This is a genomic window from Thermomonas sp. (assembly GCF_041919455.1).
Taxonomy (GTDB): domain Bacteria; phylum Pseudomonadota; class Gammaproteobacteria; order Xanthomonadales; family Xanthomonadaceae; genus Thermomonas.
In genome coordinates this window covers 17026-42632 of the sequence record NZ_JAYRTQ010000015.1, presented here as the reverse complement: position 1 = coordinate 42632, position 25607 = coordinate 17026, and the positions used below count along the sequence as shown (strand labels likewise).

General features: G+C 67.1%; 21 protein-coding genes and 1 riboswitch. Of the genes, 10 read left to right on the top strand and 11 right to left on the bottom strand.

Annotation, left to right across the window (positions count from 1 at the left end):
- Positions 1-86: 86 nt before the first annotated feature.
- Together ACE3T8_RS11155 and ppa are read left to right on the top strand one after the other, a co-directional pair.
- Positions 87-1136 (top strand): L,D-transpeptidase, encoded by a 1050-nt coding sequence (locus ACE3T8_RS11155; protein ID WP_374609268.1) that lies wholly within the window; start codon positions 87-89, stop codon positions 1134-1136.
- 94 nt (positions 1137-1230) lie between these two features.
- Positions 1231-1779 carry an inorganic diphosphatase gene (ppa, locus tag ACE3T8_RS11150; RefSeq protein ID WP_374609267.1) on the top strand — a complete coding sequence of 183 codons (549 nt, stop codon included), beginning with the start codon at positions 1231-1233 and terminating at the stop codon, positions 1777-1779.
- A 42-nt stretch (positions 1780-1821) separates the two neighbouring features.
- On the opposite strand, the gene ACE3T8_RS11145 is transcribed toward ppa, so the two are convergent.
- From ACE3T8_RS11145 to ilvD, 7 genes are all read right to left on the bottom strand, one after another.
- Positions 1822-2415: an aspartyl/asparaginyl beta-hydroxylase domain-containing protein gene (locus ACE3T8_RS11145; RefSeq protein ID WP_374609266.1), complete on the bottom strand. Its 594-nt coding sequence runs from the start codon at positions 2413-2415 to the stop codon at positions 1822-1824.
- Between the two features lie 53 nt (positions 2416-2468).
- Positions 2469-2756: a hypothetical protein gene (locus ACE3T8_RS11140; protein WP_374609265.1), complete on the bottom strand. Its 288-nt coding sequence runs from the start codon at positions 2754-2756 to the stop codon at positions 2469-2471.
- Positions 2757-2817: 61 nt separating this feature from the next.
- Positions 2818-3504 carry an ion channel gene (locus ACE3T8_RS11135; protein WP_374609264.1) on the bottom strand — a complete coding sequence of 229 codons (687 nt, stop codon included), beginning with the start codon at positions 3502-3504 and terminating at the stop codon, positions 2818-2820.
- 30 nt (positions 3505-3534) lie between these two features.
- Positions 3535-4116 (bottom strand): DUF4136 domain-containing protein, encoded by a 582-nt coding sequence (locus tag ACE3T8_RS11130; protein WP_374609263.1) that lies wholly within the window; start codon positions 4114-4116, stop codon positions 3535-3537.
- Between the two features lie 112 nt (positions 4117-4228).
- Positions 4229-6115 (bottom strand): phosphomethylpyrimidine synthase ThiC, encoded by a 1887-nt coding sequence (gene thiC, locus ACE3T8_RS11125; RefSeq protein ID WP_374609262.1) that lies wholly within the window; start codon positions 6113-6115, stop codon positions 4229-4231.
- A gap of 70 nt (positions 6116-6185) precedes the next feature.
- Positions 6186-6290: riboswitch (TPP riboswitch) on the bottom strand.
- A gap of 29 nt (positions 6291-6319) precedes the next feature.
- Positions 6320-7693 carry a mannanase gene (locus ACE3T8_RS11120; protein ID WP_374609261.1) on the bottom strand — a complete coding sequence of 458 codons (1374 nt, stop codon included), beginning with the start codon at positions 7691-7693 and terminating at the stop codon, positions 6320-6322.
- A gap of 110 nt (positions 7694-7803) precedes the next feature.
- Entirely contained in the window at positions 7804-9660 is a 1857-nt protein-coding gene (ilvD, locus tag ACE3T8_RS11115) for a dihydroxy-acid dehydratase (protein WP_374609260.1), read from the bottom strand.
- A 381-nt stretch (positions 9661-10041) separates the two neighbouring features.
- On the opposite strand from ilvD, the gene ilvC reads away from it, so the two are divergent.
- From ilvC to leuB, 7 genes are read left to right on the top strand one after another with little or no spacing between them, the layout of a single operon-like run.
- A complete protein-coding gene (gene ilvC, locus ACE3T8_RS11110) occupies positions 10042-11070 on the top strand; it encodes a ketol-acid reductoisomerase (RefSeq protein WP_374609259.1) in 1029 nt (342 codons plus the stop codon).
- Positions 11070-12827, top strand: coding sequence for an acetolactate synthase 2 catalytic subunit (gene ilvG / locus ACE3T8_RS11105; protein WP_374609258.1), 1758 nt, complete (start codon positions 11070-11072; stop codon positions 12825-12827). Before ilvC ends, ilvG begins: the two co-directional genes overlap by 1 nt.
- Positions 12811-13047 (top strand): ACT domain-containing protein, encoded by a 237-nt coding sequence (locus tag ACE3T8_RS11100; RefSeq protein WP_374609257.1) that lies wholly within the window; start codon positions 12811-12813, stop codon positions 13045-13047. The genes ilvG and ACE3T8_RS11100 overlap by 17 nt, the downstream gene beginning before the upstream one ends.
- Positions 13038-13955 (top strand): aminotransferase class IV, encoded by a 918-nt coding sequence (locus tag ACE3T8_RS11095; protein ID WP_374609256.1) that lies wholly within the window; start codon positions 13038-13040, stop codon positions 13953-13955. Before ACE3T8_RS11100 ends, ACE3T8_RS11095 begins: the two co-directional genes overlap by 10 nt.
- A complete protein-coding gene (locus ACE3T8_RS11090; RefSeq protein ID WP_374609255.1) occupies positions 13955-15079 on the top strand; it encodes a threonine dehydratase in 1125 nt (374 codons plus the stop codon). The genes ACE3T8_RS11095 and ACE3T8_RS11090 overlap by 1 nt, the downstream gene beginning before the upstream one ends.
- Positions 15052-16641 carry a 2-isopropylmalate synthase gene (locus tag ACE3T8_RS11085; protein WP_374609254.1) on the top strand — a complete coding sequence of 530 codons (1590 nt, stop codon included), beginning with the start codon at positions 15052-15054 and terminating at the stop codon, positions 16639-16641. Before ACE3T8_RS11090 ends, ACE3T8_RS11085 begins: the two co-directional genes overlap by 28 nt.
- Positions 16642-16688: 47 nt before the next feature.
- Positions 16689-17780: a 3-isopropylmalate dehydrogenase gene (gene leuB / locus ACE3T8_RS11080; RefSeq protein ID WP_374609253.1), complete on the top strand. Its 1092-nt coding sequence runs from the start codon at positions 16689-16691 to the stop codon at positions 17778-17780.
- Positions 17781-17989: 209 nt separating this feature from the next.
- Here leuB and leuD read toward each other — a convergent pair whose 3' ends face one another.
- Positions 17990-18637, bottom strand: coding sequence for a 3-isopropylmalate dehydratase small subunit (leuD, locus tag ACE3T8_RS11075; RefSeq protein WP_374609252.1), 648 nt, complete (start codon positions 18635-18637; stop codon positions 17990-17992).
- Positions 18638-18647: 10 nt separating this feature from the next.
- Positions 18648-20075 (bottom strand): 3-isopropylmalate dehydratase large subunit, encoded by a 1428-nt coding sequence (gene leuC / locus ACE3T8_RS11070; protein ID WP_374609251.1) that lies wholly within the window; start codon positions 20073-20075, stop codon positions 18648-18650.
- A gap of 145 nt (positions 20076-20220) precedes the next feature.
- Between leuC and ACE3T8_RS11065 the strand changes: the two genes are divergently transcribed.
- Entirely contained in the window at positions 20221-21090 is an 870-nt protein-coding gene (locus tag ACE3T8_RS11065) for a LysR family transcriptional regulator (RefSeq protein WP_374609250.1), read from the top strand.
- Between the two features lie 196 nt (positions 21091-21286).
- On the opposite strand, the gene ACE3T8_RS11060 is transcribed toward ACE3T8_RS11065, so the two are convergent.
- Together ACE3T8_RS11060 and ACE3T8_RS11055 are read right to left on the bottom strand one after the other, a co-directional pair.
- Positions 21287-24463: an efflux RND transporter permease subunit gene (locus ACE3T8_RS11060; protein WP_374609249.1), complete on the bottom strand. Its 3177-nt coding sequence runs from the start codon at positions 24461-24463 to the stop codon at positions 21287-21289.
- A 6-nt stretch (positions 24464-24469) separates the two neighbouring features.
- Positions 24470-25567 carry an efflux RND transporter periplasmic adaptor subunit gene (locus ACE3T8_RS11055; RefSeq protein ID WP_374609248.1) on the bottom strand — a complete coding sequence of 366 codons (1098 nt, stop codon included), beginning with the start codon at positions 25565-25567 and terminating at the stop codon, positions 24470-24472.
- Positions 25568-25607 lie beyond the last annotated feature (40 nt).

Sequence of the window (25607 nt, the reverse complement as noted above, 5' to 3'; positions counted from 1 at the left end):
GCGATCCGGTTCCACGAAAACGGCGGCTTCGGCCGCCGTTTTCGTTTCCGGCATCCGCCATACTTCACCGCGTCCCCGCTGGTGGAATGCCCATGCGTCGCGCCCGCCTCTCGCTGCTCGCCGCCCTCATGCTCGCGCTCTGCGCGCCCGCCGCCATCGCGCAAGACAAGCCCGCGGCCGCGCAGGTCGCGTTGGTGCCAGGGCAGTTCCTGTGGCATCCGGAGATCGCACCGAGCGGGCCGATCGTGCTGGTGATCAGCCTGGACGAACAACGCGCCTACGTGTACCGCAACGGCATGGCGATCGGCGTGTCCACGATCAGTTCGGGCAAGCCCGGCAAGGACACGCCCACTGGCGTGTTCACCATCCTGCAGAAGAACAAGGACCACCACTCCAACCTCTACAACAACGCGCCGATGCCGTGGATGCAACGCCTGACCTGGGACGGCATCGCCCTGCATGGCGGGACGCTGCCGGGCTATCCGGCCTCGCACGGTTGCGTGCGCCTGCCGCATGCGTTCGCGGAAAAACTCTTCGCGGAAACCCGCAACGGCGACACCGTGGTGGTGGCGAATGCGAAGGCCGGCACCGCCAGCACGGTGCATCCGGCCGTGCTGGCGCCGGTGGCGAAGGACGGCACGGCGATCTCCACCCGCGACATCCTGGCGGGCTATTTCTGGAACGAGGCCGCGACCCACCCCGCCGGCCCGGTCAGTGTGCTGGTCAGCCTGGCCGACAAGCGGGTGTTCGTGATGCGCAACGGCGTGGTGTTCGCCGAAGCGGCGCTGGATATCCGCGACGGTTTCGCCATCGGCGGCTCGGTGCTGATCGCGATCGGCGGCGCAACCTCCGCCGCGCCCAGCCTGCTGGCCCCCGACCGGCCGCGCCACGACTGGACCGCCTACCCGATCCTGGGCGTGGATGGCGAATCGCTGGCCATGCTGCAACTGCAGTTGCAGTCGATGCCGCTGCAGGTGGACCCGGGATTCGCGCGCAGGCTCTACGACGTGCTGGCGCCCGGCACCACGCTGCTGCTCACCGACCTGCCCGCCGTGCGGCCGGATCCTGACGCGACGATGCAGCCGGTGCTGGAATCCGACGAGGCGCCGCCCGCCGGCACCGTGCCTGCCCGTTGACAGCCCGGATCGTGCTGCAACGCAACACCGGGCGACGTAGAATGCCCAGCCTCAGTGGCCGACCGGCCCACCCACCTCCAGGAAACCCCACGCCATGGGCCTCGACCTCGTCCCCACCGGCAAGAATCCGCCGGACGAAATCAACGTCATCATCGAAATCCCGAAGGACGCCGAGCCGGTCAAGTACGAGGTCGACAAGGCCAGCGGCGCGATCTTCGTCGACCGCGTGCTGTCCACGCCGATGCGCTACCCGTGCAACTACGGCTACGTCCCGCACACCCTGTGCGGCGACGGCGACCCGGCCGACGTGCTGGTGCTGATGCCGTTGGCGCTGATCCCCGGCTCGGTGATCCGGGTGCGCCCGGTCGGCGTGCTGCGCATGGTCGACGAGGCCGGCGCCGACGAGAAGATCCTCGCCGTGCCGATCAGCAAGGTCTACCCGGGCTACGACCATATCCAGCACATCGACGACGTGCCGAAACAATGGCTCGACCGCATCGGCTACTTCTTCGAGCACTACAAGGACCTGGAAGCCGGCAAGTGGGTCAAGCTGGACGGCTGGGGCGGCCGCGACGAGGCCCGCCAGGTGCTGGTCGATTCGGTCGAACGCTACGAAGCGACGTCGGACAAGCCGAATTTCTGATGCCGGCGGCATCGCCCCGCAACCGCTGCGGGGCATGCGCGATCAGGAACGCCTGATCGCCATCTTGGCGACGCGCGCGAGCACGCCATCGATCCAGCGGGTGCCGTTGGCCAACCTGATCATCGCCACCGGTTCCGGTACCTGCTGGACGAACCGTTCCAGCGCCGCCCAGTACTCCGCTTGGCCCTCGCCGGAATCTGCATAGCGCGCCCATAGCCCGCGCCATGCCTGGAAGAAGCGCTCGACCTGGGCATGCGCGGCCGGCAGCGCCGGGTCGTGCGGATCGGCGTCGTCCAGCAGTCGGCGCATGTGGTAATTGGCTTCCCACGGCGACATCGCCTGCGGGATGTTGTAGTGCTCGAGCACCAGCTCGACCGGTGCCGCGGAGGGCGCGATGCGGGCCGGCTGCCAGCCCGTGCGGTCGGCTTCATGCCCGCGGCCGGCCGCCACCAGGTTCCAGAAGGCTTCCCCGCCGACCGTGTCCGCGACCAGGTGGATGCGGCTCTGGCTGGCGTCGTTGATCACGTTGTGGTTGCGCCAGGTATCGAAGAGCCAGCACTCCCCCGCGGCCATGTTGATGACCGCCGCCCCGCATTCGAAGCGCACCGTCGGCTGGGTCACGATCGGCACATGCACGCGCACGCGCTCGGCCCAGTATTAGCCTTGGCGACATGCGGGGTGACCTCCGCCTACCCGGCCAGGCGCATCAGGCGCGTGCGCCCCAAGGTGGCGCCGAAACTGGCCATCACCTGCACCAGGTAGTGGCAACGCAGGAGTTCGGGCGTTGGCGCCATCGCACCAGCGAAGGACTCGTTCGCGCGATCGCCGCCCACCGCGAGCAGCGGCAGCATCGAATTGCCGGGGAACTTCTGCGGATGGTCGCGCCACACGCCCTCGCCTAGGGCGTCGATCTCCGCCGCGAGCACGCCGGCATCGAACAGCAGCGGCAACTGGATGAACGGGCGGGGCAGCTTCATGCCGGCGGATCCGGGCGATGCATCGACGGGGCCGTCATTGTAGCGAGCCGGCGCAGGTGCTTCAGCCGCGTTCGCGAACGATGGTCAGGCCGATCAGCCGCGAGACCACGGTGGCGATATAGCCCACCCCGGCGAACTGCTCCAGCATGGTCAGCACGCGTGCGGGTGCACTTACCGGCAACACATCGCCCAGGCCCGTCGCGGACAGGTTGGTGAAGCTGTAGAACAGCAGCTCCATCCAGGTGCGCTGGCGCTCGGGTTCGAAGCCGGTGAAGCTGCCGGGATACCAGGCCTGGCAGACGAAGTAGGCATAGGCGAAACCCCAGGCCAGCAACGTGAACGTCGCTGCCGCCGCGAACAGCTCATCCGCGGTGACCTTGTGGTCGTGGAGCATGTACGAGATCAGGCTGGCCGCTGCATAGAAATACAGCGCCGCTTCCAGCAGGGCCGAGAACGGCAGCAGCGCGTCGTTCTCGAACACGACCGCCAGCACCGTCAACAGCATCGCCGGGATCGCCAGCAGCCACGCGATGGTGTTGACGAAGGAGCTGCGATTGACCACCCACACCGCCAGCGGCACCACCACCAGGGCCACCGCGCCGAACAGCACGCGCCCGCCGGTGCCATCGTCGATCAGCGGGTACACCAGCAGGCTGAGCAGTTGCGCGGCCAGCAGGAAGGCGGACGGATGGCGCCTGGCGACGCGGCGCAGGCGCTGGGTGTGCAAGGCCACGTCTTCGACCGACATGCCGATTGCCCCGGTCGAAGCGCGGACGACTTACGGGGTCGCCGCGCGGTGCGGGTACTGCAGGAAGATCGCGTTGATGGCCTGGTCGACCTCGGCCATCTTCTGCTCCGGCGTCTTCTTGACCACGCGGGCGATCGCGTCGCCGGTCCAGACCATGCGGTTGCGGCGCGCATCGACCAGATCCACGGTCAGGGTGCCCTCGCGATAACGGCTGACATGCGTGTCGTCATACCAGACCGGCACGCCGACATAGGCATTGCGCCGGTAGTTGTAGAAATATTGCACGCCACTGCGTGGCATCGAGAACACCTCGGTCCGATCCTGCACGACGCCCTGGAAGTTCACCTGCAGGTCCGGCGAGGCCTCGACGTAGCGATAGCCTCGCGCCTCCATTTCCTTGCGGACGTTGTCCTTGATCCGGTCGGAGATCCAGGTGGAATACCCCGACTCCTCCATCGCGATGGGGCTGTAGAACGACCAGGTGCGGTACTGGCCGAAGTCGGCGCTGGGATCGTAATCGGTGCGCACCTGCGGGCCGGTGGCGCAGGCCGCGAGCATGGTGGTGGCGAGGAGGACGAAAAGCCATTGGCTGGCACGCTTCAAGGCTCGCATGGCATTGCTCCCGGGGACGGATCCTGACGCCGCGAACACTAGCACGCAGTCGCCGAACCGGAGGCGAACGGGAACCGCACCCAACCGGATGCGGTGCCACCCTGCCGCCGGCTCAGGCGTCGCGGTAAACCTGCGCGCCCTGCTCGCGGAATTCGGCGGATTTCTCGGCCATGCCCGCCTCCAGCGCCGCGGCTTCATCGACGCCGTGCTCGGCGGCGTAGTCGCGCACGTCCTGGGTGATCTTCATCGAACAGAAATGCGGGCCGCACATCGAGCAGAAGTGGGCAACCTTGTGCGCGTCCTTGGGCAGGGTTTCGTCGTGGAAGGACTTCGCCTTCTCCGGATCCAGGCCGAGGTGGAACTGGTCTTCCCAGCGGAACTCGAAGCGCGCCTTGCTCAGCGCGTTGTCGCGCACCTGCGCACCCGGATGGCCCTTGGCCAGGTCCGCGGCATGCGCGGCGATCTTGTAGGCCATGATCCCGTCGCGCACGTCCTCGCGATTCGGCAGGCCGAGGTGTTCCTTCGGCGTCACGTAGCAGAGCATGGCGGTGCCGAACCAGCCGATCATCGCCGCACCGATCGCGCTGGTGATGTGGTCGTAGCCCGGCGCGATGTCGGTGGTCAGCGGGCCCAGCGTGTAGAACGGCGCTTCGCCGCACTCCGCCAGCTGCTTGTCCATGTTCTCCTTGATCATCTGCATCGGCACATGACCCGGCCCTTCGATCATGCACTGCACATCGTGCTTCCAGGCGATCTTGGTCAGCTCGCCCAATGCTTCGAGTTCACCGAACTGCGCGGCGTCGTTGGCATCGGCGATGCAACCGGGACGCAGGCCGTCGCCCAGGCTGAAGGCCACGTCGTAGGCCTTCATGATTTCGCAGATGTCCTCGAAGTGGGTGTAGAGGAAATTCTCCTTGTGGTGCGCCAGGCACCACTTGGCCATGATCGAACCGCCACGCGAAACGATGCCCGTCACGCGCTTCGCCGTGAGCGGCACATGCCGCAGCAGCACGCCGGCATGGATGGTGAAATAGTCCACGCCCTGCTCGGCCTGCTCGATCAGGGTGTCGCGGAAGATCTCCCAGTCGAGTTCCTCGGCACGGCCATCGACCTTTTCCAGCGCCTGGTAGATCGGCACGGTGCCGATCGGCACCGGCGAGTTGCGGATGATCCATTCGCGGGTTTCGTGGATGTGCTTGCCGGTGCTGAGGTCCATCACCGTGTCGCCGCCCCAGCGGATCGACCACACCAGCTTTTCCACTTCCTCGGCGATGCCGGAGCTCACCGCGCTGTTGCCGATGTTCGCGTTGATCTTGGTCAGGAAGTTGCGGCCGATGATCATCGGCTCGCTTTCGGGGTGGTTGATGTTGTTCGGCAGGATCGCGCGGCCGCGGGCGATTTCGTCGCGCACGAATTCAGGCGTGATGAATTTCTGGATGCTGGCGCCGAACGATTCGCCGGGATGCTGCTTCAGCAGCAGCGCGTCGCGCACGGCATCCAGCCGCTGGTTCTCGCGGATGGCGACGTATTCCATCTCCGGCGTGATGATTCCGCGACGCGCGTAATGCATCTGGCTGACGTTGGCACCGGCCTTCGCCACGCGCGGCAAGGTGCGCGACGGAAAGCGCACGCCAGCCAGTTTCGGATCGTGCTCGCGGCCACGGCCGAAGGCCGAGCTGAGCTGCGGCAGCAATTCGGTATCGCCGCGTTCCTCGATCCACTTCGCGCGCAGCGCGGGCAGGCCGACCGAAAGATCGATGCGCGCGTCGGGATCGGTGTACGGACCGGATGGGTCGTAGACGGTGATCGGCGGATTGGTCTCCCCACCGAACAGGGTCGGCGTCTGGGTCTGCGCGATTTCGCGCATCGCCACCCGCAAGTCGGGCCGCGAACCTTCGACGAAGATCTTGCGCGAACCGGGGATCGGCCGGGTCACGGATTCGGAGAGCTGCCCGGTCTGCTGCAGCAGGTCGGCGGCGGGCTTGGGAATGGCATTCATCGGCATCGTCCAGTGGCTCGGCCGCGAAGGAGTCGCGTGCCGTGAACGAAGCGAAGGCGCAGGCAGGCCATGGGCGTGCTGCGAAGCTTCCCTACGCCGGTCTGAACCGGATCAGGTTCGAAGGGTCTGTCTCAACCGCGGGCCAGCTCGACCCGCGGTACCCCCGCTTCAGGGCGAATTAGACCACAGCGCCCGCCGGGCCGCTCAGGGCTGCAGCGCCTGCACCGCCGCGGCGTGGTCGGAGACGACTTGCAGGGTCGAGGCGTCGCTGTCGAACAGCGAGAACAAGCCCTGCGCTTCCTGCGGCGGATCGCCGGTGAACGGATCGCCGGCCTTCCACATGAAATCGGGATTTGTGGTGCGACCGCGCCCGCCCCAGGCCCAGAAGTTGGAGCCGGCGATGGCGTCGCCGGCCTGCATGCGCTGCAGCAGGCGCGCGTAGATCGCGCGATAGAACTTGTCACGCGCGACCGTGCCCGAGGTCGGATCGAACGATCCGCCATCGCGGTTCAGGCCGAACTCCGACAGCACGATCGGCTTGCCCAGTTTCCCGGCCGCATCGATGTGGCGATCGATGTACTCCAGCGAGGTCTTCAACCCCGACTCGAGACGCGCCGCCGGATCCTTGTGGTCGATCCAGCTCCAGTTCGACGGCCACAGATGGAACGTGAGGTAGTCGACGTTCGGCGTCTTGTGCGCCTGCAGGAACAGGTCGAGGTCGCCGATCGAGCCCATCGCGCCTTCGCTACCGGTACTGACCAGTTGCCTCGGTGCGAGGCCGCGGATGTAGGCGGCCGTTTCGTCGATCCAGCGGTCGTATGCGGCGATGTTGGCGCGGCCGCCGTCCTGGCTGCCCGGACGCGGCTCGTTGGCCAGTTGCCACGACATCACCGTCGGATCATCGACGTACGCGATGCCGCTGATGCCATTGGTGCGGCCGATGACGGCGCGGATCGCATCGCGATAGACCGCCTGCGCCTTCGGCAATGCGTAAAAGCGCGCCGAGTGCTGCATGAAACCGTTCCAGTCGCCGCTGTCGTCGGGATCGGACAGCGGCTCGCCGGTCGCCCACGCCACGTACTGCGACATGCCGCCGGACCACTGCCAGAAATTATTGAGGTAGAGCACCGCCTTCATGTCGCGCTTGCCCATCTCCACCAGCAGGTAGTCCAGACCCTGCAACAAGCGTTCGTCGTACTCGCCGGGTGCGGTCATCATCGCGGGACGCACCGCGCGCTTGAAGCCGCTGGCTTCCGACATCGCCAGCACGCGCAGGTTGTCGATGCCGGCCGCCTTCAGCTGGTCGAGTTCGTCACGCAGGCGCGCACGGTCGCCGATGCCATCCGCCGCACCGAGATACGCGCCGTACCAGAAGTTCGCCCCGGCGAAGCGATAGGGTTTGCCGTCGATGGTGAAACGGGTGCCTTCCACTTTGACGAAGCCGGACTGCGGCCTCGTTTCTGCCTGGGAAGCATCTGCGTCCGGGGTCGCTTTGGAGGCCGTATCAACCTTGGCAGGCGGCGGCGCGCAGCCGAGCAGCAACAACGCGAACGACAGCAACAAGTGCAAGGGGCGCATGGACGGGCCTGCGTCGTGACCAACCCGCACGATAGTCGAGCGCACCGGCTGCGACCATCTCCATTTCCGGTATCGCCAGCGCGGGTTTTGTCATACCTCGCTTCGTGCGATCAGAGCGCGTCGAGCATCGCCTTGTCGCGCACCGCGCCCTTGTCGGCACTGGTCGCCAGCAATGCGTACGCCTTCAGTGCGGTACTGACCTTGCGCGGGCGCGACTGCTCGGGCTTCCAGCCTTTCGCATCCTGCCCGGCACGACGACTGGCGAGTTCATCGCCCGATACCAACAGGTCGATCGAACGCTTCGGGATGTCGATGCGGATGCGGTCGCCATCGCGGACCAGGCCGATCGCGCCACCGGCCGCGGCTTCCGGCGAGGCATGGCCGATCGACAGGCCCGAGGTGCCGCCGGAGAAGCGCCCGTCGGTGAGCAAGGCGCATTGCTTGCCCAGGCCTTTCGACTTCAGGTAGCTCGTCGGGTACAGCATTTCCTGCATGCCCGGCCCGCCTTTCGGGCCTTCGTAGCGGATCACCACCACGTCGCCGGGCTGCACCTCGTCGCCGAGGATGCCGGCCACCGCCGCGTCCTGGCTTTCGTAGACACGCGCCGTGCCTTCGAACACATGCACGGATTCGTCCACGCCCGCGGTCTTCACCACGCAGCCATCGGGCGCGATGTTGCCCGCGAGCACCGCGAGTCCACCTTCCCGCGAATACGCATGCGCGACGCTGCGGATGCAGCCTTCGGCGCGATCCGCATCCAGTGAGGGCCAGCGCGTGGCCTGGCTGAAGGCGACCTGGGTCGGGATGCCTGCGGGGCCCGCGCGATAGAACGACGACACGCGCTCGTCGTCGACGGTCGCGATGTCCCACTTCGCGATGGCAGCGCCCAGCGTCGTTTCATGCACGGTGGCGACGTCCGTGTGCAGCAGGCCGCCACGCGCGAGCTCGCCGAGGATCGCCATGATCCCGCCGGCGCGATGCACGTCCTCGATGTGGTACTTCTGCGTGTTCGGCGCGACCTTGCACAGCTGCGGCACGCGCTTCGACAGGCGGTCGATGTCGCCCATGCCGAAGGCCACCTCGGCTTCCTGCGCCGCTGCGAGCAGGTGCAGGATCGTGTTGGTCGAACCCCCCATCGCGATGTCGAGCGTCATCGCATTCTCGAACGCCTCGAACGTCGCGATGCCACGCGGCAGGGCACGCGGATCCTCCGCGCCGTACCAGCGATGGCACAGCTCCACCGCCGTGCGGCCGGCCTGCAGGAACAGCTGCTCGCGATCCGCATGCGTCGCCAACACGGTGCCATTGCCCGGCAACGACAGGCCCAGCGCTTCGGTCAGGCAGTTCATCGAGTTGGCGGTGAACATGCCGCTGCAGGAACCGCAGGTCGGGCACGCACTGCGTTCGACCACGGCCACCTGTTCGTCGGATGCATTCGGATCCGCGGCCATCACCATCGCATCGATCAGGTCGAGCTTGTGGCCGGACGTGGAGCCGTCGGCGAGTTTGGTCTTGCCCGCTTCCATCGGTCCGCCGGACACGAACACCGTCGGGATGTTGAGCCGCAGCGCGGCCATCAACATGCCGGGGGTGATCTTGTCGCAGTTGGAGATGCACACCAGCGCGTCGGCGCAATGCGCGTTGACCATGTACTCGACCGAGTCGGCGATGATTTCGCGGCTGGGCAGCGAATACAGCATGCCGTCGTGGCCCATCGCGATGCCGTCGTCGACGGCGATGGTGTCGAACTCCTTGGCGACGCCGCCGACGCGTTCGATTTCGCGCGCGACCAGTTGCCCGAGGTCTTTCAGATGCACATGACCCGGCACGAACTGGGTGAACGAATTCGCGATCGCGACGATCGGCTTGTGGAAGTCGCCATCGGTCATGCCGGTGGCGCGCCACAGTGCACGTGCGCCGGCCATGTTGCGGCCGGCGGTGGAGGTTTTCGAACGGTACTCGGGCATCGGCGTGGGGCTTCGCGAAATGGCGTGGCGCGCTGGAAGCCTTGATTCTGCTGCGTTTCCACGGTTTCAGGTGCAACCGTCCTTCATGCGAAATCGGCATAAGCCGGGCTGTTGACACCACTGCGCGCCGCGTGGTCTTCTCGCTCCATGTTGCAGCGCCACATGCCCACGACGACCGACCCGACCGCACCTGCGGCGTCGATTCTCGTACTCGTCCTTATTACCTCGCCAACAGGTGCGGGACGATCCGGCGCGTAAGCAGAAAGCAAACGCCAGAATCGCAAACCCCGCACCGAGAGGTGCGGGGTTTTTCGTTTCAGGGCCCGGAAAAGAAAACGACAACCACCGCACCACCACCGAACCCAACCCAGGACAGACGCAATGACCAGCACCACCAAGCCCGGCATCGCAACACCCTCGATCGCAGTGGTCGGCTACGGCAGCCAGGGCCGCGCGCATGCGCTCAACCTTCGCGACTCCGGCTTCGACGTCACCATCGGCCTGCGCCCGGGCGGCCCCACCGAGATCCAGGCGAAGGCCGACGGCTTCACCGTGAAAACGCCGGCGGATGCGGTCAGGGACGCGGAGATCGTCGCCGTGCTGACCCCGGACATGGTGCAGCCGCAGCTGTATGGCGAGGTCATCGAGCCGAACATCGCCAAGGGCGCCTGCCTGCTGTTCGCGCACGGCTTCAACGTGCATTACGGCCAGATCACCCCGCGCGAGGACCTGGACGTGGTGCTGGTCGCGCCGAAGGGCCCGGGCGCGCTGGTCCGCCGCGAATACGAGATCGGCCGCGGCGTGCCGTCGGTCTACGCGATCCAGCAGGACCTGAGCGGCAACGCCGAGGCGCTGGCGCTGACCTACTGCGGCGGCATCGGTGGCGCGCGCCAGAACGCGATCAAGACCACCTTCAAGGAAGAAACCGAGACCGACCTGTTCGGCGAGCAGGCCGTGCTGTGCGGCGGCGCGACCAAGCTGGTCCAGGCCGGCTGGGAAACCCTGGTGGAAGCCGGCTACCAGCCGGAAGTCGCGTACTACGAGTGCCTGCACGAACTGAAGCTGATCGTCGACCTGTTCTACGAAGGTGGGATCACCCGCATGCACGAGTTCATCAGCGAGACCGCGCAGTACGGCGCGCTGACCCGCGGCGACTACATCGTCGACGCCAACACCCGCGCGCAGATGAAGAAGGTGCTGACCGAAATCCAGGACGGCACCTTCGCGCGCCAGTGGATCGCCGAATACGCGGCCGGCAACGCCAACTACAAGGCGCTGAAGCAGGCCGACCTCGACCATCCGATCGAGGCAGTCGGCAAGAAGCTGCGCGCCAACATGAAGTGGCTGGCCACTGCACCGACGCCTGCGAAACCCGCGGCCGATGCGCAACCGCAGAGCGAGGCCGCCTGATGAACGGCGCCCGCTGGCTGGCGCAAGCCCTGGTCGCGGAAGGTGTGGAGACGCTGTTCGGGTATCCCGGCGGCACGATCATGCCCTTTTACGACGCCCTGCATGGCGCGCCCGGACTGAAGCATGTCCTGGTACGCCACGAGCAGGGTGCGGCATTCGCCGCCAACGGGTATGCGCGTGCCAGCGGGCGCGTCGGCGTGTGCGTGGCCACCTCCGGCCCGGGCGCATCGAACCTGGTCACCGGCATCGCCGACGCGATGCTGGACTCGGTGCCGATGGTGGTGATCACCGGCCAGGTGCCGACCCACCTGATGGGCACCGACGCGTTCCAGGAACTGGACGTGTTCGGCATGACCCTGCCGATGGTCAAGCACAGCTTCATCGCGCGGCGCGTGGAGGACCTGCCGATGATGGTCGCCGAAGCGTTCCGCCTCGCGCGCAGCGGCCGTCCCGGCCCGGTGCTGATCGATCTGCCCAAGGACGTGCAGATGGCGGATGCGTCGCATCTGCCTGCCCATGCCTCGTTCGGAATGGATGCCGTCGAGGCACCTCGCGATGCCTCGCTGCACGAAGCGTTGGCGCTGATCTCGCAGGCGCAGAAGCCGGTGATCTACGGCGGCGGCGGCATCGTGCTGGGCGATGCGGTGCAGGCGTTCCGCACCTTCGTCGACGCCACGCAAATTCCGACGGTGCTGACACTGAAGGCACTGGGTTCGCTGGCGACCGCGCATCCGCTCAACCTGGGCATGCTGGGGATGCACGGCAGCCGCGCCGCCAACCTGGCGGTGCAGGAATCCGACTTGCTGATCGTCGTCGGCGCGCGCTTCGACGATCGCGCCACCGGCAAGCTGGCCGAGTTCGCGCCGAACGCACGCGTCGTCCACATGGACATCGATGCCTGCGAGATCGGCAAGCTGCGGCATGCCGACGCCGGCGTGCGCGGCGACATCGCCACCATCCTGACCAAGCTGACCCTGCCCTGCGCCGCCCACTTGCACGGTCGCCACGGCACCGCCCGCAAGGCCTGGCGCGCGCAATGCCAGCAACGTGCACGACAGCACGCGGCGCGCTACGACGCCCCCGGCGAAACGGTGTTCGCGCCGGCGTTGCTGAAGCGCTTGTCGGAACTGGCGCCGGAGGCGATCGTGTCCTGCGATGTCGGCCAGCACCAGATGTGGGTGGCCCAGCACTGGCGCATGCATGACCCGCGCAAGCACCTGACCTCCGGCGCGCTGGGCGCGATGGGGTTCGGCCTGCCCGCTGCGATGGGTGCGCAGGAAGCCATGCGTAACGGGGGCCGCCACGACGCGCAGGTGATCTGCGTCAGTGGCGACGGCTCGATCATGATGAACATCCAGGAGCTGGCCACGCTCAAGCGCTACCGGCTGCCGGTGAAGATCGTGCTGCTCGACAACCAGGCGCTGGGCATGGTCCGCCAGTGGCAGGAGTTGTTCTTCGAGAAGCGCTATTCCGAGATCGACCTGTCCGATAACCCGGACTTCGCGGCAGTCGCCACCGCGTTCGGCATCCAGGCCTTTCACGTGGACAAGGCGGCCGATGTCGAAGCCGCACTGCATGCCTTGCTGGCGGCCGATGGCCCGGCCTTCCTGCACGTCGCCATCGATACCGCCGCCAACGTCTGGCCGCTGGTGCCGCCAAACCGCAGCAACGCGGAAATGATGGATGACACCCCGATGGACGCCGCCGCTCCCTCCCCAACCCAAGCCGCGGACGCTCCCCATGCGCTACCAGCTTGACCTGACCCTGCGCCGTGCAGAGGGCGCGCTCGTGCGCGTGCTGGGCACGACCGAACGGCGCGGTTTCCAGCCGATCCGCGTAGACGGCGAAGCGAGCGCGGATGACGACCGCTGGCAGCTGCGCATGACCGTGGAAGGCCAGCGCGAACCCGAAGGCCTGCAACTGCAGCTGGCGAAGTTGTACGACTGTCTGTCGGTGGAGGTGCAGCCATGTCCGTGAACGCCGCCGCCCACGTCACCCCGATGTTCGATGCCGCGCATGCGCAGAAACCGAAGACCTGGTTCGACGGCGAACTGATCGAGAGCGACGCGCTGCAGGCGGGCCTGACCACGCATGCGATGCATTACGGCAGCGGCGTCTTCGAAGGCATCCGCGCGTATGCCACCAGCGACGGCGGCGCAGCGGTGTTCCGCCTGCCCGAGCACCTGGAGCGCATGCGCAAGGGCGCGGCATTGCTGGATCTGGCCTTCGATCCCGCGCAGGCCACGCAGGCGGTGCTGGCCACATTGCGCACGAATGGTCATCGCGATGCCTACATCCGTCCGCTGGCGTGGTTTGGCGAGGGCAGCTTCGGCCTGGATGTCGAAGGCCACGCGCCGCACATGATGGTCGCGACCACGGCGACGCAGGTGCACCTCAACGGGACCCGCGCACGCCTCGGCGTGTCCAGTTGGCGACGCAACCCCGCGGACTCGCTGCCGCCGCTGAAGCTGTGCGGTGCCTACGTCAATTCGATCCTGGCCAAGCGCGAAGCGAAGTCGCGCGGTTTCGACGAGGCGATGTTCACCGACCGCAGCGGCAACGTGGTCGAGTGCACCGGCGCCAACCTGTTCATGGTCAAGGACGGACATATAGTCGCCATCGAACATCCGGATGCACTGCCCGGGATCACCCGCGATGCGCTGATCGCACTGACCGGCGCGACCTCGCGGATGGCAACGCTGCAGGAATTGCTGGAGGCCGATGAAGTCTTCGCCTGCGGCACCGCTGCCGAAGTCGCACCGATCTCGCAGATCGAAGACCGCGAATACGGCGCCAACCCGGTGAGCCGTGCCATCGCCGCGCAATACCAGCGCGTGGTCCGTGGCGAAGACACCGCGTATCGCCACTGGCTGACAACGGTCTGATGGAAGCTCCGGTAGCCCGCGCCGTGCAGGTGACCGCCAGCGACGTGCTGGCGGCGCAGGCGCGGTTGCGGCGTTACCTCAATCCCACGCCGTTGCATTACGCCGAACGCTTCGGCTGCTGGTTGAAGCTGGAGAACCTGCAGCGCACCGGTTCGTACAAGGTGCGCGGCGCGATGAACGCGTTGTTGGCCGCGCGCGAACGCGGCGATACGCGGCCGACCATCGCCGCCTCCGCCGGCAACCACGCGCAAGGATTGGCCTGGGCCGCATATCGATTGGGCATGCCGGCGATCACGGTGATGCCGAAGACCGCACCGGAGACCAAGGTGGCCGGCGTCGCCCACTGGGGCGCCACCGTGCGCCTGCATGGCGACACCTACGACGAGGCGAAAGCCTTCGCCGCCGATCTCGCCGCGCAGCACGGCTACCGCCTGCTGCCCGCCTTCGACGATCCCGACGTGATCGCCGGCCAGGGCACGGTCGGGCTGGAACTGGCCGCGTTGATGCCCGACGTGGTGCTGGTGCCGATCGGCGGTGGCGGGTTGGCCGCAGGCGTCGCGTTGGCGCTCAAATCGCAAGGCGTGAAGGTGATCGGCGCGCAGGTCGAAGGCGTGGACGCGATGGCACGCGTGCTGAAAGGCGATACGGCCGTCCGCGAACCCGTGGCAACACTGGCCGATGGCGTGCGCGTGAGAGAGCCGGGCTACATCACCCGCAGCGTGCTGCACGACTTGCTGGACGATGTGGTGATCGTGCGCGAAGCCGAACTGCGCGAGACCCTGGTGCGCCTGGCGCTGGAAGAACATGTGATTGCCGAAGGTGCTGGCGCGCTGGCATTGGCGGCCGGTCGACGCGTGGTCGGCAAGCGCAAGTGCGCGGTGGTTTCCGGCGGCAATCTCGATGCCGGCGTACTGGCCACGCTGTTGCAGGACATCCGCCCACGCCCGCCACGCAAGCCGCGCCGTCGCGTGCAGGAACCGTTGCCAGCGATCGTCACCGCCACGCCGGTGCTCGACATCGCGGAAGCACGCGCCGGTGCGGCGCGACTTAGACCGGCGGCGGCCGCCCGCTTCGCGACACCGACTCTCGCCATCGCATGCACCACCGAGGATTGCACCACGTGACCAACCAGACTCCGAGCGACGTAACCGCCCACGGCGCGCAACGCATCAAGATCTTCGACACCACCCTGCGCGACGGCGAGCAGTCGCCGGGCTTCACCATGAACGCCGCGCAGAAGATCCTGTTCGCGCATGCGCTGGAAGACCTTGGCGTGGACGTGATCGAGGCCGGCTTTCCCAACAGTTCGCCCGCGGATTTCGGCGCCGTGCAGAGCATCGCCCGCGAGATTCGCCACGCCTCGATCTGCGCGCTGGCGCGCTGCCATCCGGCCGATATCGACGCCTGCGGCAGTGCGCTGCAAGGCGCGGCCAACCCGCGCATCCATGTGTTCATCTCGACAAGCCCGCTGCATCGCCAGCACAAGCTCAACATGAGCGAGGAGCAGGTCATCGAGCACGCGATCATGGGCGTGACCCGCGCCCGCAGCCACGTCGACGACGTGGAGTTCTCTGCCGAGGACGCGCTGCGCACCGAGCCCGAATTCCTGGTCCGCGTGTTCGATGCCGCGATCGAAGCCGGGGCGCGCACCCTCAATGTGCCCGACACCGTCGGCTACACCACGCCCAACGAAATCCGCGCGCTGTTCGACTACCTGCGCGCGAACGTGAAGGGCGCCGACGGCGTCGTCTTCAGCGCGCACTGCCACAACGACCTGGGCCTGGCCGTCGCGAATTCGCTGGCCGCGATCGAAGGCGGCGCGCGCCAGGTCGAATGCACCATCAACGGCATCGGCGAGCGCGCCGGCAATGCCGCAATGGAAGAACTGGCGATGGCGCTGAAGGTGCGCCCCGGCTACTACGGCGCGGACACGCGGCTGGACACGACCAAGCTGCTGGCGACCTCGCGCCTGCTGTCGCGGATCACCGGAATCCAGGTCCAGCGCAACAAGGCGATCGTGGGATTGAATGCGTTCGCGCACGAATCCGGCATCCACCAGCACGGCATGCTGAAGAACCGCGGCACCTACGAAATCATGCGGCCACAGGACGTGGGCTGGGAGGATTCGCAACTGGTGCTGGGCCGCCACAGCGGTCGCGCCGCGGTCGCCAATCGCCTGCGCGCGCTGGGCTACGTGCTGGAAGACGCGCAGCTGGACCAGGTGATCGCCGAGGCCAAGGCGCTGACCCATACCCAGCACGTGATCACCGACAGCGACCTGCAGCGACTGGTCGAAGGCGAACACGTCGGACCCGGCTGGCGGATCGCCGGCATGGGCCTGTCGGACAGCGCCGGCACCACCCATGCGCGCGTCGACCTGTCCGACCCCGACGGCCGCCACGTGGTGCAGAGCGCCGACGGCGACGGCCCGGTCGCGGCGCTGTTCGCCGCGCTGGCGCATGCGACCAAGGTCGACTTCGTGCTGGAAAGCTACGAGGTGCACAGCATGGGCGTGGGTGCCGACGCACGCGGCGAAGCCAACCTGAGCGCGCGCGTCGATGGCGAACTCATGAGCGGCCAGGGCACCAGCCGCGACGTGCTGGAGGCCAGCGCGATCGCCTGGCTCGACGTCGCCAACCGGCTGCTGCGCGAGCGCCAGCCGCTGCGCGTCGCCGCCAGCGCCTGACGCTTCATCGACCTCCTTCCCCACACACACGCAACGGAACCATCCCCATGCACGCTGACATCGTCGTATTGCCCGGTGACGGCATCGGCCCCGAAGTGACCGCCGCCGCGGTCGACGTCCTCCGCGCGGTCGCGCGCCGCTACGGCCACCAATTCCGCTTCGACGAGAAGCTGATCGGTGGTGCCGCCATCGACGCCACCGGCACCCCGTTGCCCGCCGATACCCTCGATGCCGCGCAGGCCGCCGACGCGATCCTGCTCGGCGCGGTCGGCGGGCCGAAGTGGTCCGACCCCAACGCGAAGGTGCGCCCGGAACAGGGCCTGCTGGCGATCCGCAAGGCGCTGGGCCTGTTCGCCAACCTGCGCCCGGTGAAGCCGCACGTGGCCGGCCTGGGCGCGTCGCCGATCAAGCCGCACCTGTTGCAGGGTGTGGACCTAGTCGTGGTGCGCGAACTGACCGGCGGCATCTACTTCGGCCGCAAGCAGCGCAGCGACGACAGCGCCAGCGACCTCTGCGAATACAGCGTGGTCGAAATCGAACGCGTGGTTCGCCACGCAGCCAATCTGGCGCGCAGCCGTAGCGGCCGGCTGACCTCGGTCGACAAGGCCAACGTGCTGGAAACCTCGCGGCTGTGGCGCGACGTGACCACCCGCGTGGTCCGCGACGAATTCCCCGACGTCACGCTGGAGCATCAACTGGTCGACTCGATGGCGATGCACCTGATCGCCAAGCCGCGCGCCTACGACGTGATCGTCACCGAGAACATGTTCGGCGACATCCTCACCGACGAGGCTTCGATGCTGGCGGGCTCGCTGGGCCTGCTGCCAAGCGCGTCGCTGGCCGAGGGTCGTTGCGGCATCTATGAGCCGATCCACGGCTCGGCCCCCGACATCGCTGGCCTGGGCGTGGCCAATCCGTATGCCTGCATCCTCAGCGCGGCGATGCTGCTGCGCCACTCGCTGGGCCTGGAAGGCGAAGCCCTCTGCGTGGAACAAGCGGTGTCGCGTGCACTGGACGCCGGTCACCTCACAGCCGACCTGGCTGGCGAAGGCCAGCGCGCCATCGGCACGCGTGCGGCGACGCAGGCGGTGATCGAACAACTGGAACTGCCCTGCCAGGTGATGGAATTGCGCGACTGAGTTACCTGCCCGTTGCGCATGCGAAAGCGCCGCCTCGAGGGCGGCGTTGTCGTTGGTGGAAATGGGGTCAGAGTGAAGTTTTGCGATCGCTGGTCAATCGATGCCAAGCCTCTACGACGCAAAATTCACTCTGACCCCATTTCCTCGAGGGAATTAAGCGCGCTTAATTCCCTCCGTCCCCTTTCGGGGCTACAACAGCAAGATGTGCGTCAACCACCAGCGTCGAACAACCACGGCTGCGCCGCGCGATGCTGCGCCTCGAACGCATGGATCGCGTCGGCCTCGCGCAGGGTCAGGCCGATGTCGTCCAGCCCATGCAGCAGGCAATGCTTGCGGAACGCATCGATCTCGAACGTGTACTGCACGCCGTCGGGCCGGATCACGGTCTGCGTGGCGAGATCCACGGTCAGCGCATAGCCCTCGGTCGCCTCGCATTGCGCGAACAGCGCATCGACTTCATGCGCGGCGAGAACGATCGGCAGCAGTCCGTTCTTGAAACTGTTGTTATGGAAAATGTCGGCGAAGCTGGAGGCGATCACCGCGCGGAAGCCGTACTCGTCCAGCGCCCACGGCGCGTGTTCGCGCGAGGAGCCGCAGCCGAAGTTCTCGCGCGCCAGCAGCACGCTGGCGCCGGCATAGCGCGGGGCGTTGAGCACGAAATCGGGATTGAGCGGACGCACGCCGTTGTCCTGTCCTGGCTCACCGACGTCCAGGTAACGCCACTGGTCGAAGAGGTTGGGGCCGAAGCCGCTGCGTTTGATCGACTTCAGGAATTGCTTGGGGATGATCTGGTCGGTGTCGACGTTGGCGCGATCCAGCGGCGCGACCAGGCCGGTGTGGGTGGTGAAGGGTTTCATCGACTTTTCCTCATGCTTCCATCAAGTCGCGCACGTCGACGAAATGCCCGGCCACCGCAGCCGCGGCGGCCATCGCCGGACTGACCAGGTGGGTGCGGCCACCGCTGCCCTGGCGGCCTTCGAAGTTGCGGTTGGATGTCGACGCGCAATGCTCGCCATCGCCCAGCTTGTCGGGATTCATCGCCAGGCACATCGAGCAACCCGGCTCGCGCCACTCGAAGCCGGCCTCCAGGAAAATCGTGTGCAGTCCTTCCGCCTCGGCCTGCGCCTTGACCAGGCCGGAACCCGGCACCACCAGCGCCTGCTTCACCGAGGCCGCGATCTTGCGGCCCTTCGCGACCTCGGCGGCGGCGCGCAGGTCCTCGATCCGCGAGTTGGTGCAGGACCCGATGAACACGCGATCCAGCCGGATCGCGGTGATCGGCTGGTTGGCCTGCAGGCCCATGTAGGCCAATGCCCGCTGGATCGAATCCTTCTTCACCGGATCGGCTTCGCAGTCGGGATCAGGCACGTGCTGATCGACCGCCAGCACCATCTCCGGCGAGGTGCCCCAGCTGACCTGCGGCTTGATGTCCTCGGCGCGCAACTCGATGACGCTGTCGAACTGCGCATCGTCGTCGGAGACCAGGTCGGCCCACGCCGCCACGGCCGCGTCCCAGTCCGTCCCCTTCGGCGCGAACGGGCGACCGCGCACGTAGTCGATCGTCTTGTCGTCCACCGCGACCATGCCGACGCGCGCGCCGGCCTCGATCGCCATGTTGCAGATCGTCATCCGCCCTTCCATCGACAACGCGCGGATCGCGCTGCCGGCGAATTCCAGGGCATGGCCGTTGCCGCCGGCGGTGCCGATGCGGCCAATGATGGCCAGCACGATGTCTTTCGCGGTGACACCCACCGGCAGTTCGCCTTCCACCCGCACCTGCAGGTTCTTCATTTTCTTTGCGACCAGGCATTGCGTGGCCAGCACATGCTCGACTTCCGAGGTACCGATGCCGTGTGCCAGCGCGCCGAAGGCGCCATGCGTCGAGGTGTGCGAATCGCCGCAGACCACGGTCATGCCCGGCAGCGTGGCGCCCTGCTCCGGGCCGACCACATGGACGATGCCCTGGCGCACGTCGTCCATCCTGAATTCGAGGATGCCGAAGTCGTCGCAATTCTCGTCGAGCGTCTGCACCTGCAAACGCGACACCGGATCCGCGATCGCCTGCAATCCGCCGTCGCGTTCGACCTTGGTGGTCGGCACGTTGTGGTCGGGCGTGGCGATGTTGGCGTCGATCCGCCACGGTTTGCGGCCGGCCAGTCGCAGGCCCTCGAACGCCTGCGGCGAGGTCACTTCATGGAGGATGTGGCGGTCGATGTAGAGCAGCGACGATCCATCGTCGCGGCGCACCACTTCGTGCAGATCCCACAGCTTGTCGTACAGGGTCTTGCCGGCCATGCGCTGTCTCGCTTGTTCTGGCGGCAGACCGTGCTGAAGCTCACGTGCCTACCTGCTGGAAGACGCATCCTGCCGTCTTGCCATCGATAACTCCAATGGCTATTTTTCATCCATTCGATTCCCGACAGGAATCAATGGGAATCGCATGGACTGGGCCAGCCTCACTGCCTTCGTCGCCGTGGCCGAGCACGGCGGCTTCTCCGCCGCCGCCGGCCAGTTGCACCTGACCCAACCCGCGATCAGCAAGCGCATCGCGCTGCTCGAGGCATCGCTCGACGCACGCCTGTTCGACCGCCTCGGCCGCCAGGTATTGCTGACCGAAGCCGGTCGCCTACTGCTGCCGCGCGCGAAACAGATGCTCGCCGAAGCCGAAGCCGCCCGCCGCGCCATCGACGATCTCGACCAGGACATCGGCGGCCGCCTCAGCCTGGCCACCAGCCATCACATCGGATTGCATCGCTTGCCGCCGCTGCTGCGCCGGTTCAGTGCGCTGCATCCGCGGGTGGCGCTGGACCTCGGCTTCATGGACTCCGAGCAGGCGTACGCGCGCGTCTTGCACGGCAGCGCCGAACTCGCCCTGACCACGCTCGGTCCGACGCAGGCGCCGCTGCGTTCCACGCCAATCTGGAACGACCCGCTGCATGTGGTGGTCGCGCCCGACCATCCGCTGGCCACGCGCGCGAAGGTGGGCCTGGCCGATCTCGCTGCGCATCCGGCGGTGTTGCCGGATGCGGTGACGTTCACCCACCGCATCGTCGCCGATGCCTTTGCACGGCGCGGCCTGTCCCTGCAGTTGCGGATGACCACCAACTACCTGGAGACGATCAAGATGCTGGCCGCGGTCGGCCTGGCGTGGACGGTGCTGCCACGAACAATGGTCGATGCGCAGGTGCGCGTGCTGCCGGTCACCGGCGTGAAGCTGTCGCGGCAACTCGGCTGCACCGTGCATGGCGGGCGCACGCTGTCGCGTGCGGCGCAGGCGTTCATCGAGTTGCTGAAGGCGGATGCCGGCTAGCAAAGTAGTTCGGAAATGGGGTCAGAGTGAAGTTTTGCGCGGAGATTCGATCGATTCACCGAACCCATCGACGCAAAATTCACTCTGACCCCATTTCCTAGCATCGGCTCGCCACGCCTCAATCTGCGAAACCATTCCAAGCCGATGCCGGGGCGTCGCGCAGGCACCCACCGCACCGGAGCGCAACAACGAGGCGTCAAGCCGCCTGCGGCGGCTTCACCCGGAACCACGCCGCATACAGCGCCGGCAGGAACAGCAGGGTCAGCGCGGTCGCCACGATCAGGCCGCCCATGATCGCCACCGCCATCGGCCCGAAGAACACGGACCGCGACAGCGGGATCATCGCCAACACCGCAGCGAGCGCGGTCAGCACGATCGGGCGGAAGCGGCGCACGGTGGCGTCGCTGATCGCATCCCAGGGCGCACTGCCATGGGCGATGTCCTGCTCGATCTGGTCGACCAGGATCACCGAGTTGCGCATGATCATGCCGAACAGCGCGATCGTGCCCAGCATCGCCACGAAGCCGAACGGCACCCGCAGCACCAGCAGGAACAGGCTCACGCCGATCAGCCCCAGCGGCGCGGTCAGCCATACCAGCAATACGCGCGAGAAACTACGAAGTTGCAGCATCAGCAGCGTGGTCACCACCAGCACGAACAGCGGCATGCCCGCGTTCACCGAGTTCTGCCCGCGCGCCGAATCCTCCACCGTGCCGCCGACCTGCAACAGGTAGCCGGATGGCAAGGCTTCGCGGATCGGATCCAGCGTCGGCCCGATCTGGGCCATCACGCTGGCCGGCAATTCCTTGCCGTAGATGTCGGCGCGCACGGTCACCGTGGGCAGTCGGTTGCGATGCCACACGATCCCGTCGTCGAAGCCGTCTTCCAGCGTGGCGATCTGGCTGAGCGGCACGGCCTTGCCGCTCGCCGTCGGCATCGCCAGCGATGCCAGCATGCCCAGCCGCTCGCGTTCCTCGCCCGGTCCACGCAGCAGGATCTCGACCGCCTCGTTGCCTTCGCGATAGGTACTGACCGAGGTGCCGGACAGCGAGCCCGACAGGAATTTCGCCACCGCCGCCGAACTCACGCCCAGCGCGCGCGCGCGTTCCTGGTCGATGCGCAGGCGCACCACCTTGCTGGGTTCGTTCCAGTCCAGGTTGACGTTGGTCACGTGCGGATTCGCGCGCACCTTCTCGGCCACCTGCTGCGCGAGCGCCTGCACGCGGTCGATGTGTTCGCCGGACACGCGGAACTGCACGGGATAACCCACCGGCGGGCCGTTCTCCAGGCGGGTGACGCGAACCTGCAATTCGGGGAACGCCGGCGCGGCGGTGTCGATCAGCCACCGGCGCACGGCCTCGCGCGATTCGATGTCATGCGTGAGCAGCACGAACTGGGCGAAGTTGGCTGCGGGCAATTGCTGGTCCAGCGGCAGGTAGAAGCGCGGCGAGCCGGTGCCTACGTAGGCGACGTAGCTTTCCACGCCTTCCTGCTTCTGCAGCATCGCCTCGAGCTTCTTCGCCTGTGCGGCGGTGGCCTTGAGCGACGCGCCTTCGGCCAGCTCCATGTCGACCATCAACTCCAGCCGCGTGGAGGCCGGGAAGAACTGTTGCGGCACGAAGCGGAACAGGGCCAGCGACGCGATGAAGATCGCCACGGTGATCACGATCACCGTCTTGCGGTATTGCACGCACCACGCGACCAGCCTGCGGAAGCGCTGGTAGAACGCGGACTGGTAGGGATCGTGCGCGGCTTCGTGGTGGTGCTTCGCGGTGATGTGGTCGGAGATCGCTTCGCCCACGCGCGGAATGCGACGCGCACCCGATGCGAAGGCATCGCGCAGGCGACGGAACCCGCGACCCAGCATTCCCTTAGGCGCGGCCTCGGCACCCTGTTCTTCCAGCAACTGGTAGCCAAGGTACGGAATGAACACCACCGCTGCGACCCACGAGATCAGCAGGGCAATGGTCACCACCTGGAAGATCGAGCGCGTGTATTCGCCGGTGCTCGACGCCGCGGTGGCGATCGGCAAAAAGCCCGCGGCCGTCACCAGCGTACCGGTCAGCATCGGGAATGCGGTGCTCTCCCACGCGAAGGCGGCCGCCTTGATGCGGTCGTAACCCTGCTCGATCTTCACCACCATCATCTCGACCGCGATGATCGCGTCGTCGACCAGCAGACCCAGCGCCAGCACCAGTGCGCCCAGCGAGATCTTGTGCAGGCCGATGCCGAAGTAATGCATCGCGGCGAAAGTCATGGCCAGCACCAGCGGGATCGACAGCGCGACCACGGTGCCGGTGCGCAGGCCCAGCGAGAGGAAACTGACCAGCAGCACGATCGCCACCGCTTCCGTCAGTACCTTGATGAATTCATCGACCGAACGCGTCACCGCCAGCGGCTGGTCGGACACCTTGCGCAGTTGCATGCCGGTCGGCAGGGTTTTCTGCAGCCGAGCGAAGGTGGTTTCCAGCGACTTGCCGAGCTTGAGGATGTCGCCGCCATCGCGCATCGACACGGCCAGACCGATCGCGTCCTCGCCCATGAAGCGCATGCGCGGCGCCGGCGGGTCGGAGAAGCCTCGCGTGACCGTGGCGATCTCGCCCAGGCGGAAGGTGCGGTCACCGCTGCGGATCGGGAAATCGCGGATCGACTGCACCGAATCGAAGCGACCGCTGACGCGCAGTTGCACGCGTTCGCCGGCGGTCTCGAAATAACTCGCCGGCACCACCGCGTTCTGCTGGTCCAGCGCCTCCTGCACGTCCGTCAGCGGGATGCCGAGCGAGGCCAGCTTGGTGTTCGACAGCTCGATGAAGATCTTTTCGTCCTGCAGGCCGAGCAGGTCGACCTTGCCGACATCGGGCACGCGCTGCAGTTCCAGTTCAAGCCGTTCGGCATAGTCCTTCAGCACCGCATAGTCGAAACCGTCGCCGGTCAACGCATAGATGTTGCCGAAGGTGTCGCCGAATTCATCGTTGAAGAACGGGCCGATCGCATCGCGCGGCAGCGTGGCCTTGATGTCGCCGACCTTCTTGCGGACCTGGTACCAGAGCGGCGGGATGTCCTTGCTGCGCAGCGAATCCTTGGCGATGAAGATGATCTGCGACTCGCCCGGCCGCGAGTACGCGCGGATGAACTCGTACTGGCCGGTCTCCATCAGCTTCTTTTCGATGCGGTCGGTGATCTGCCGCGAGACTTCCTCGGCGGTCGCGCCCGGCCAGATCGTGCGCACCACCATCGCCTTGAAAGTGAACGGCGGATCCTCGGACTGGCCCAGGTGCTTGTAGGACCACGCCCCGAGCAGGCCGAGCATCAGGATCGCGTACAGGACGATGGTGCGGTTGCGCAGCGCCCATTCGGAGAGGTTGAAGCGCATGGCGGCCTACTTCGCCGCCGTCGCGGTGCTGGCCGGCGCCAGGACCGGGCGATTGTCGCGATCCACCGGCGCCACCAGTTGCCCGTCGCGCAGCAGGTGACCGCCGGCCGCGACAATCCACGCATTGGCATCCACGCCACCGAGCAGCGGCACCGTGCCTTCGGCATATGCACCGATTCGAACGGGCGCGAGACGCACGCGACGCGACGCCGGATCGACCACCCACAGCGACGCCGGCTTGCCATCCGCGGCGCGTTGCACCGCCGACAGCGGCACCCGCAACGCGGCACGCTCGCCGGACTGCGCCATGTAGACGCGCGCGCTCTGGCCAAGCTCGACCGCATTCGCGGCGTCGCCTTCCAACGCGACGCGGGCAGCGAAGGTACGGGCCTGCGGATCCGCCGCCGGCGACAGTTCGCGCACCCGGCCCGGCAACAACTGGCCCGGCGCGCTCCACAATTCGACCAGGACCTGCTGGCCCACGCTGACCTCGCGGATGCGCGATTCCGGCAAGGCGATCGCGACTTCGCGACCGATGTCGCCGGCCAGGGTATAGATCGCCTGCCCGGCGGCGACGGTCTGCCCGGCTTCGGCGGAGCGCGTGGCGATCACGCCATCGCGCGGCGCATGCAGGCGCGTGTACGCGGACTGGTTGCGGGTGAGTTCGTACTGGGCGCGTGCGGCGCGATACGCGGCCTGCTGGGCATCGAAGGTCGACTGGCTGACCAGTTTCTGCGCGACCAGCTTGCGGTAGCGCTCCAGGTCTCCGCCGATGCGGATCATTTCCGCCTGCGCGGCGCTGGCCTGCAGGGCGGCATCGCCCGGATCGAGTTCGGCCAGCAGCTGGCCGCGGCGGACGCGGTCGCCGGCATCGACCAGGCGCTTCACCAGGTTGCCGCCGACCCGGAACGACAGCGGGCTTTCGTTGCGTGCGCGGATATCGCCGGCATAGGCCGCAGGCGCGGTGTCGGCACCGGCAGCGGGGTGCACCACCAATACCGGGCGCGGGGTTTCGGTCACGGGTTCCTGCCCGCCGCAGGCGGCGAGCGCCGCCAGCACTGCCATTCCCAACGCCGCACGCATCTTGCCCGCGCCCTTCCCCATTTCCCCGCTCCGAAGGCTCACGCCTTTATTGGACTGGTCG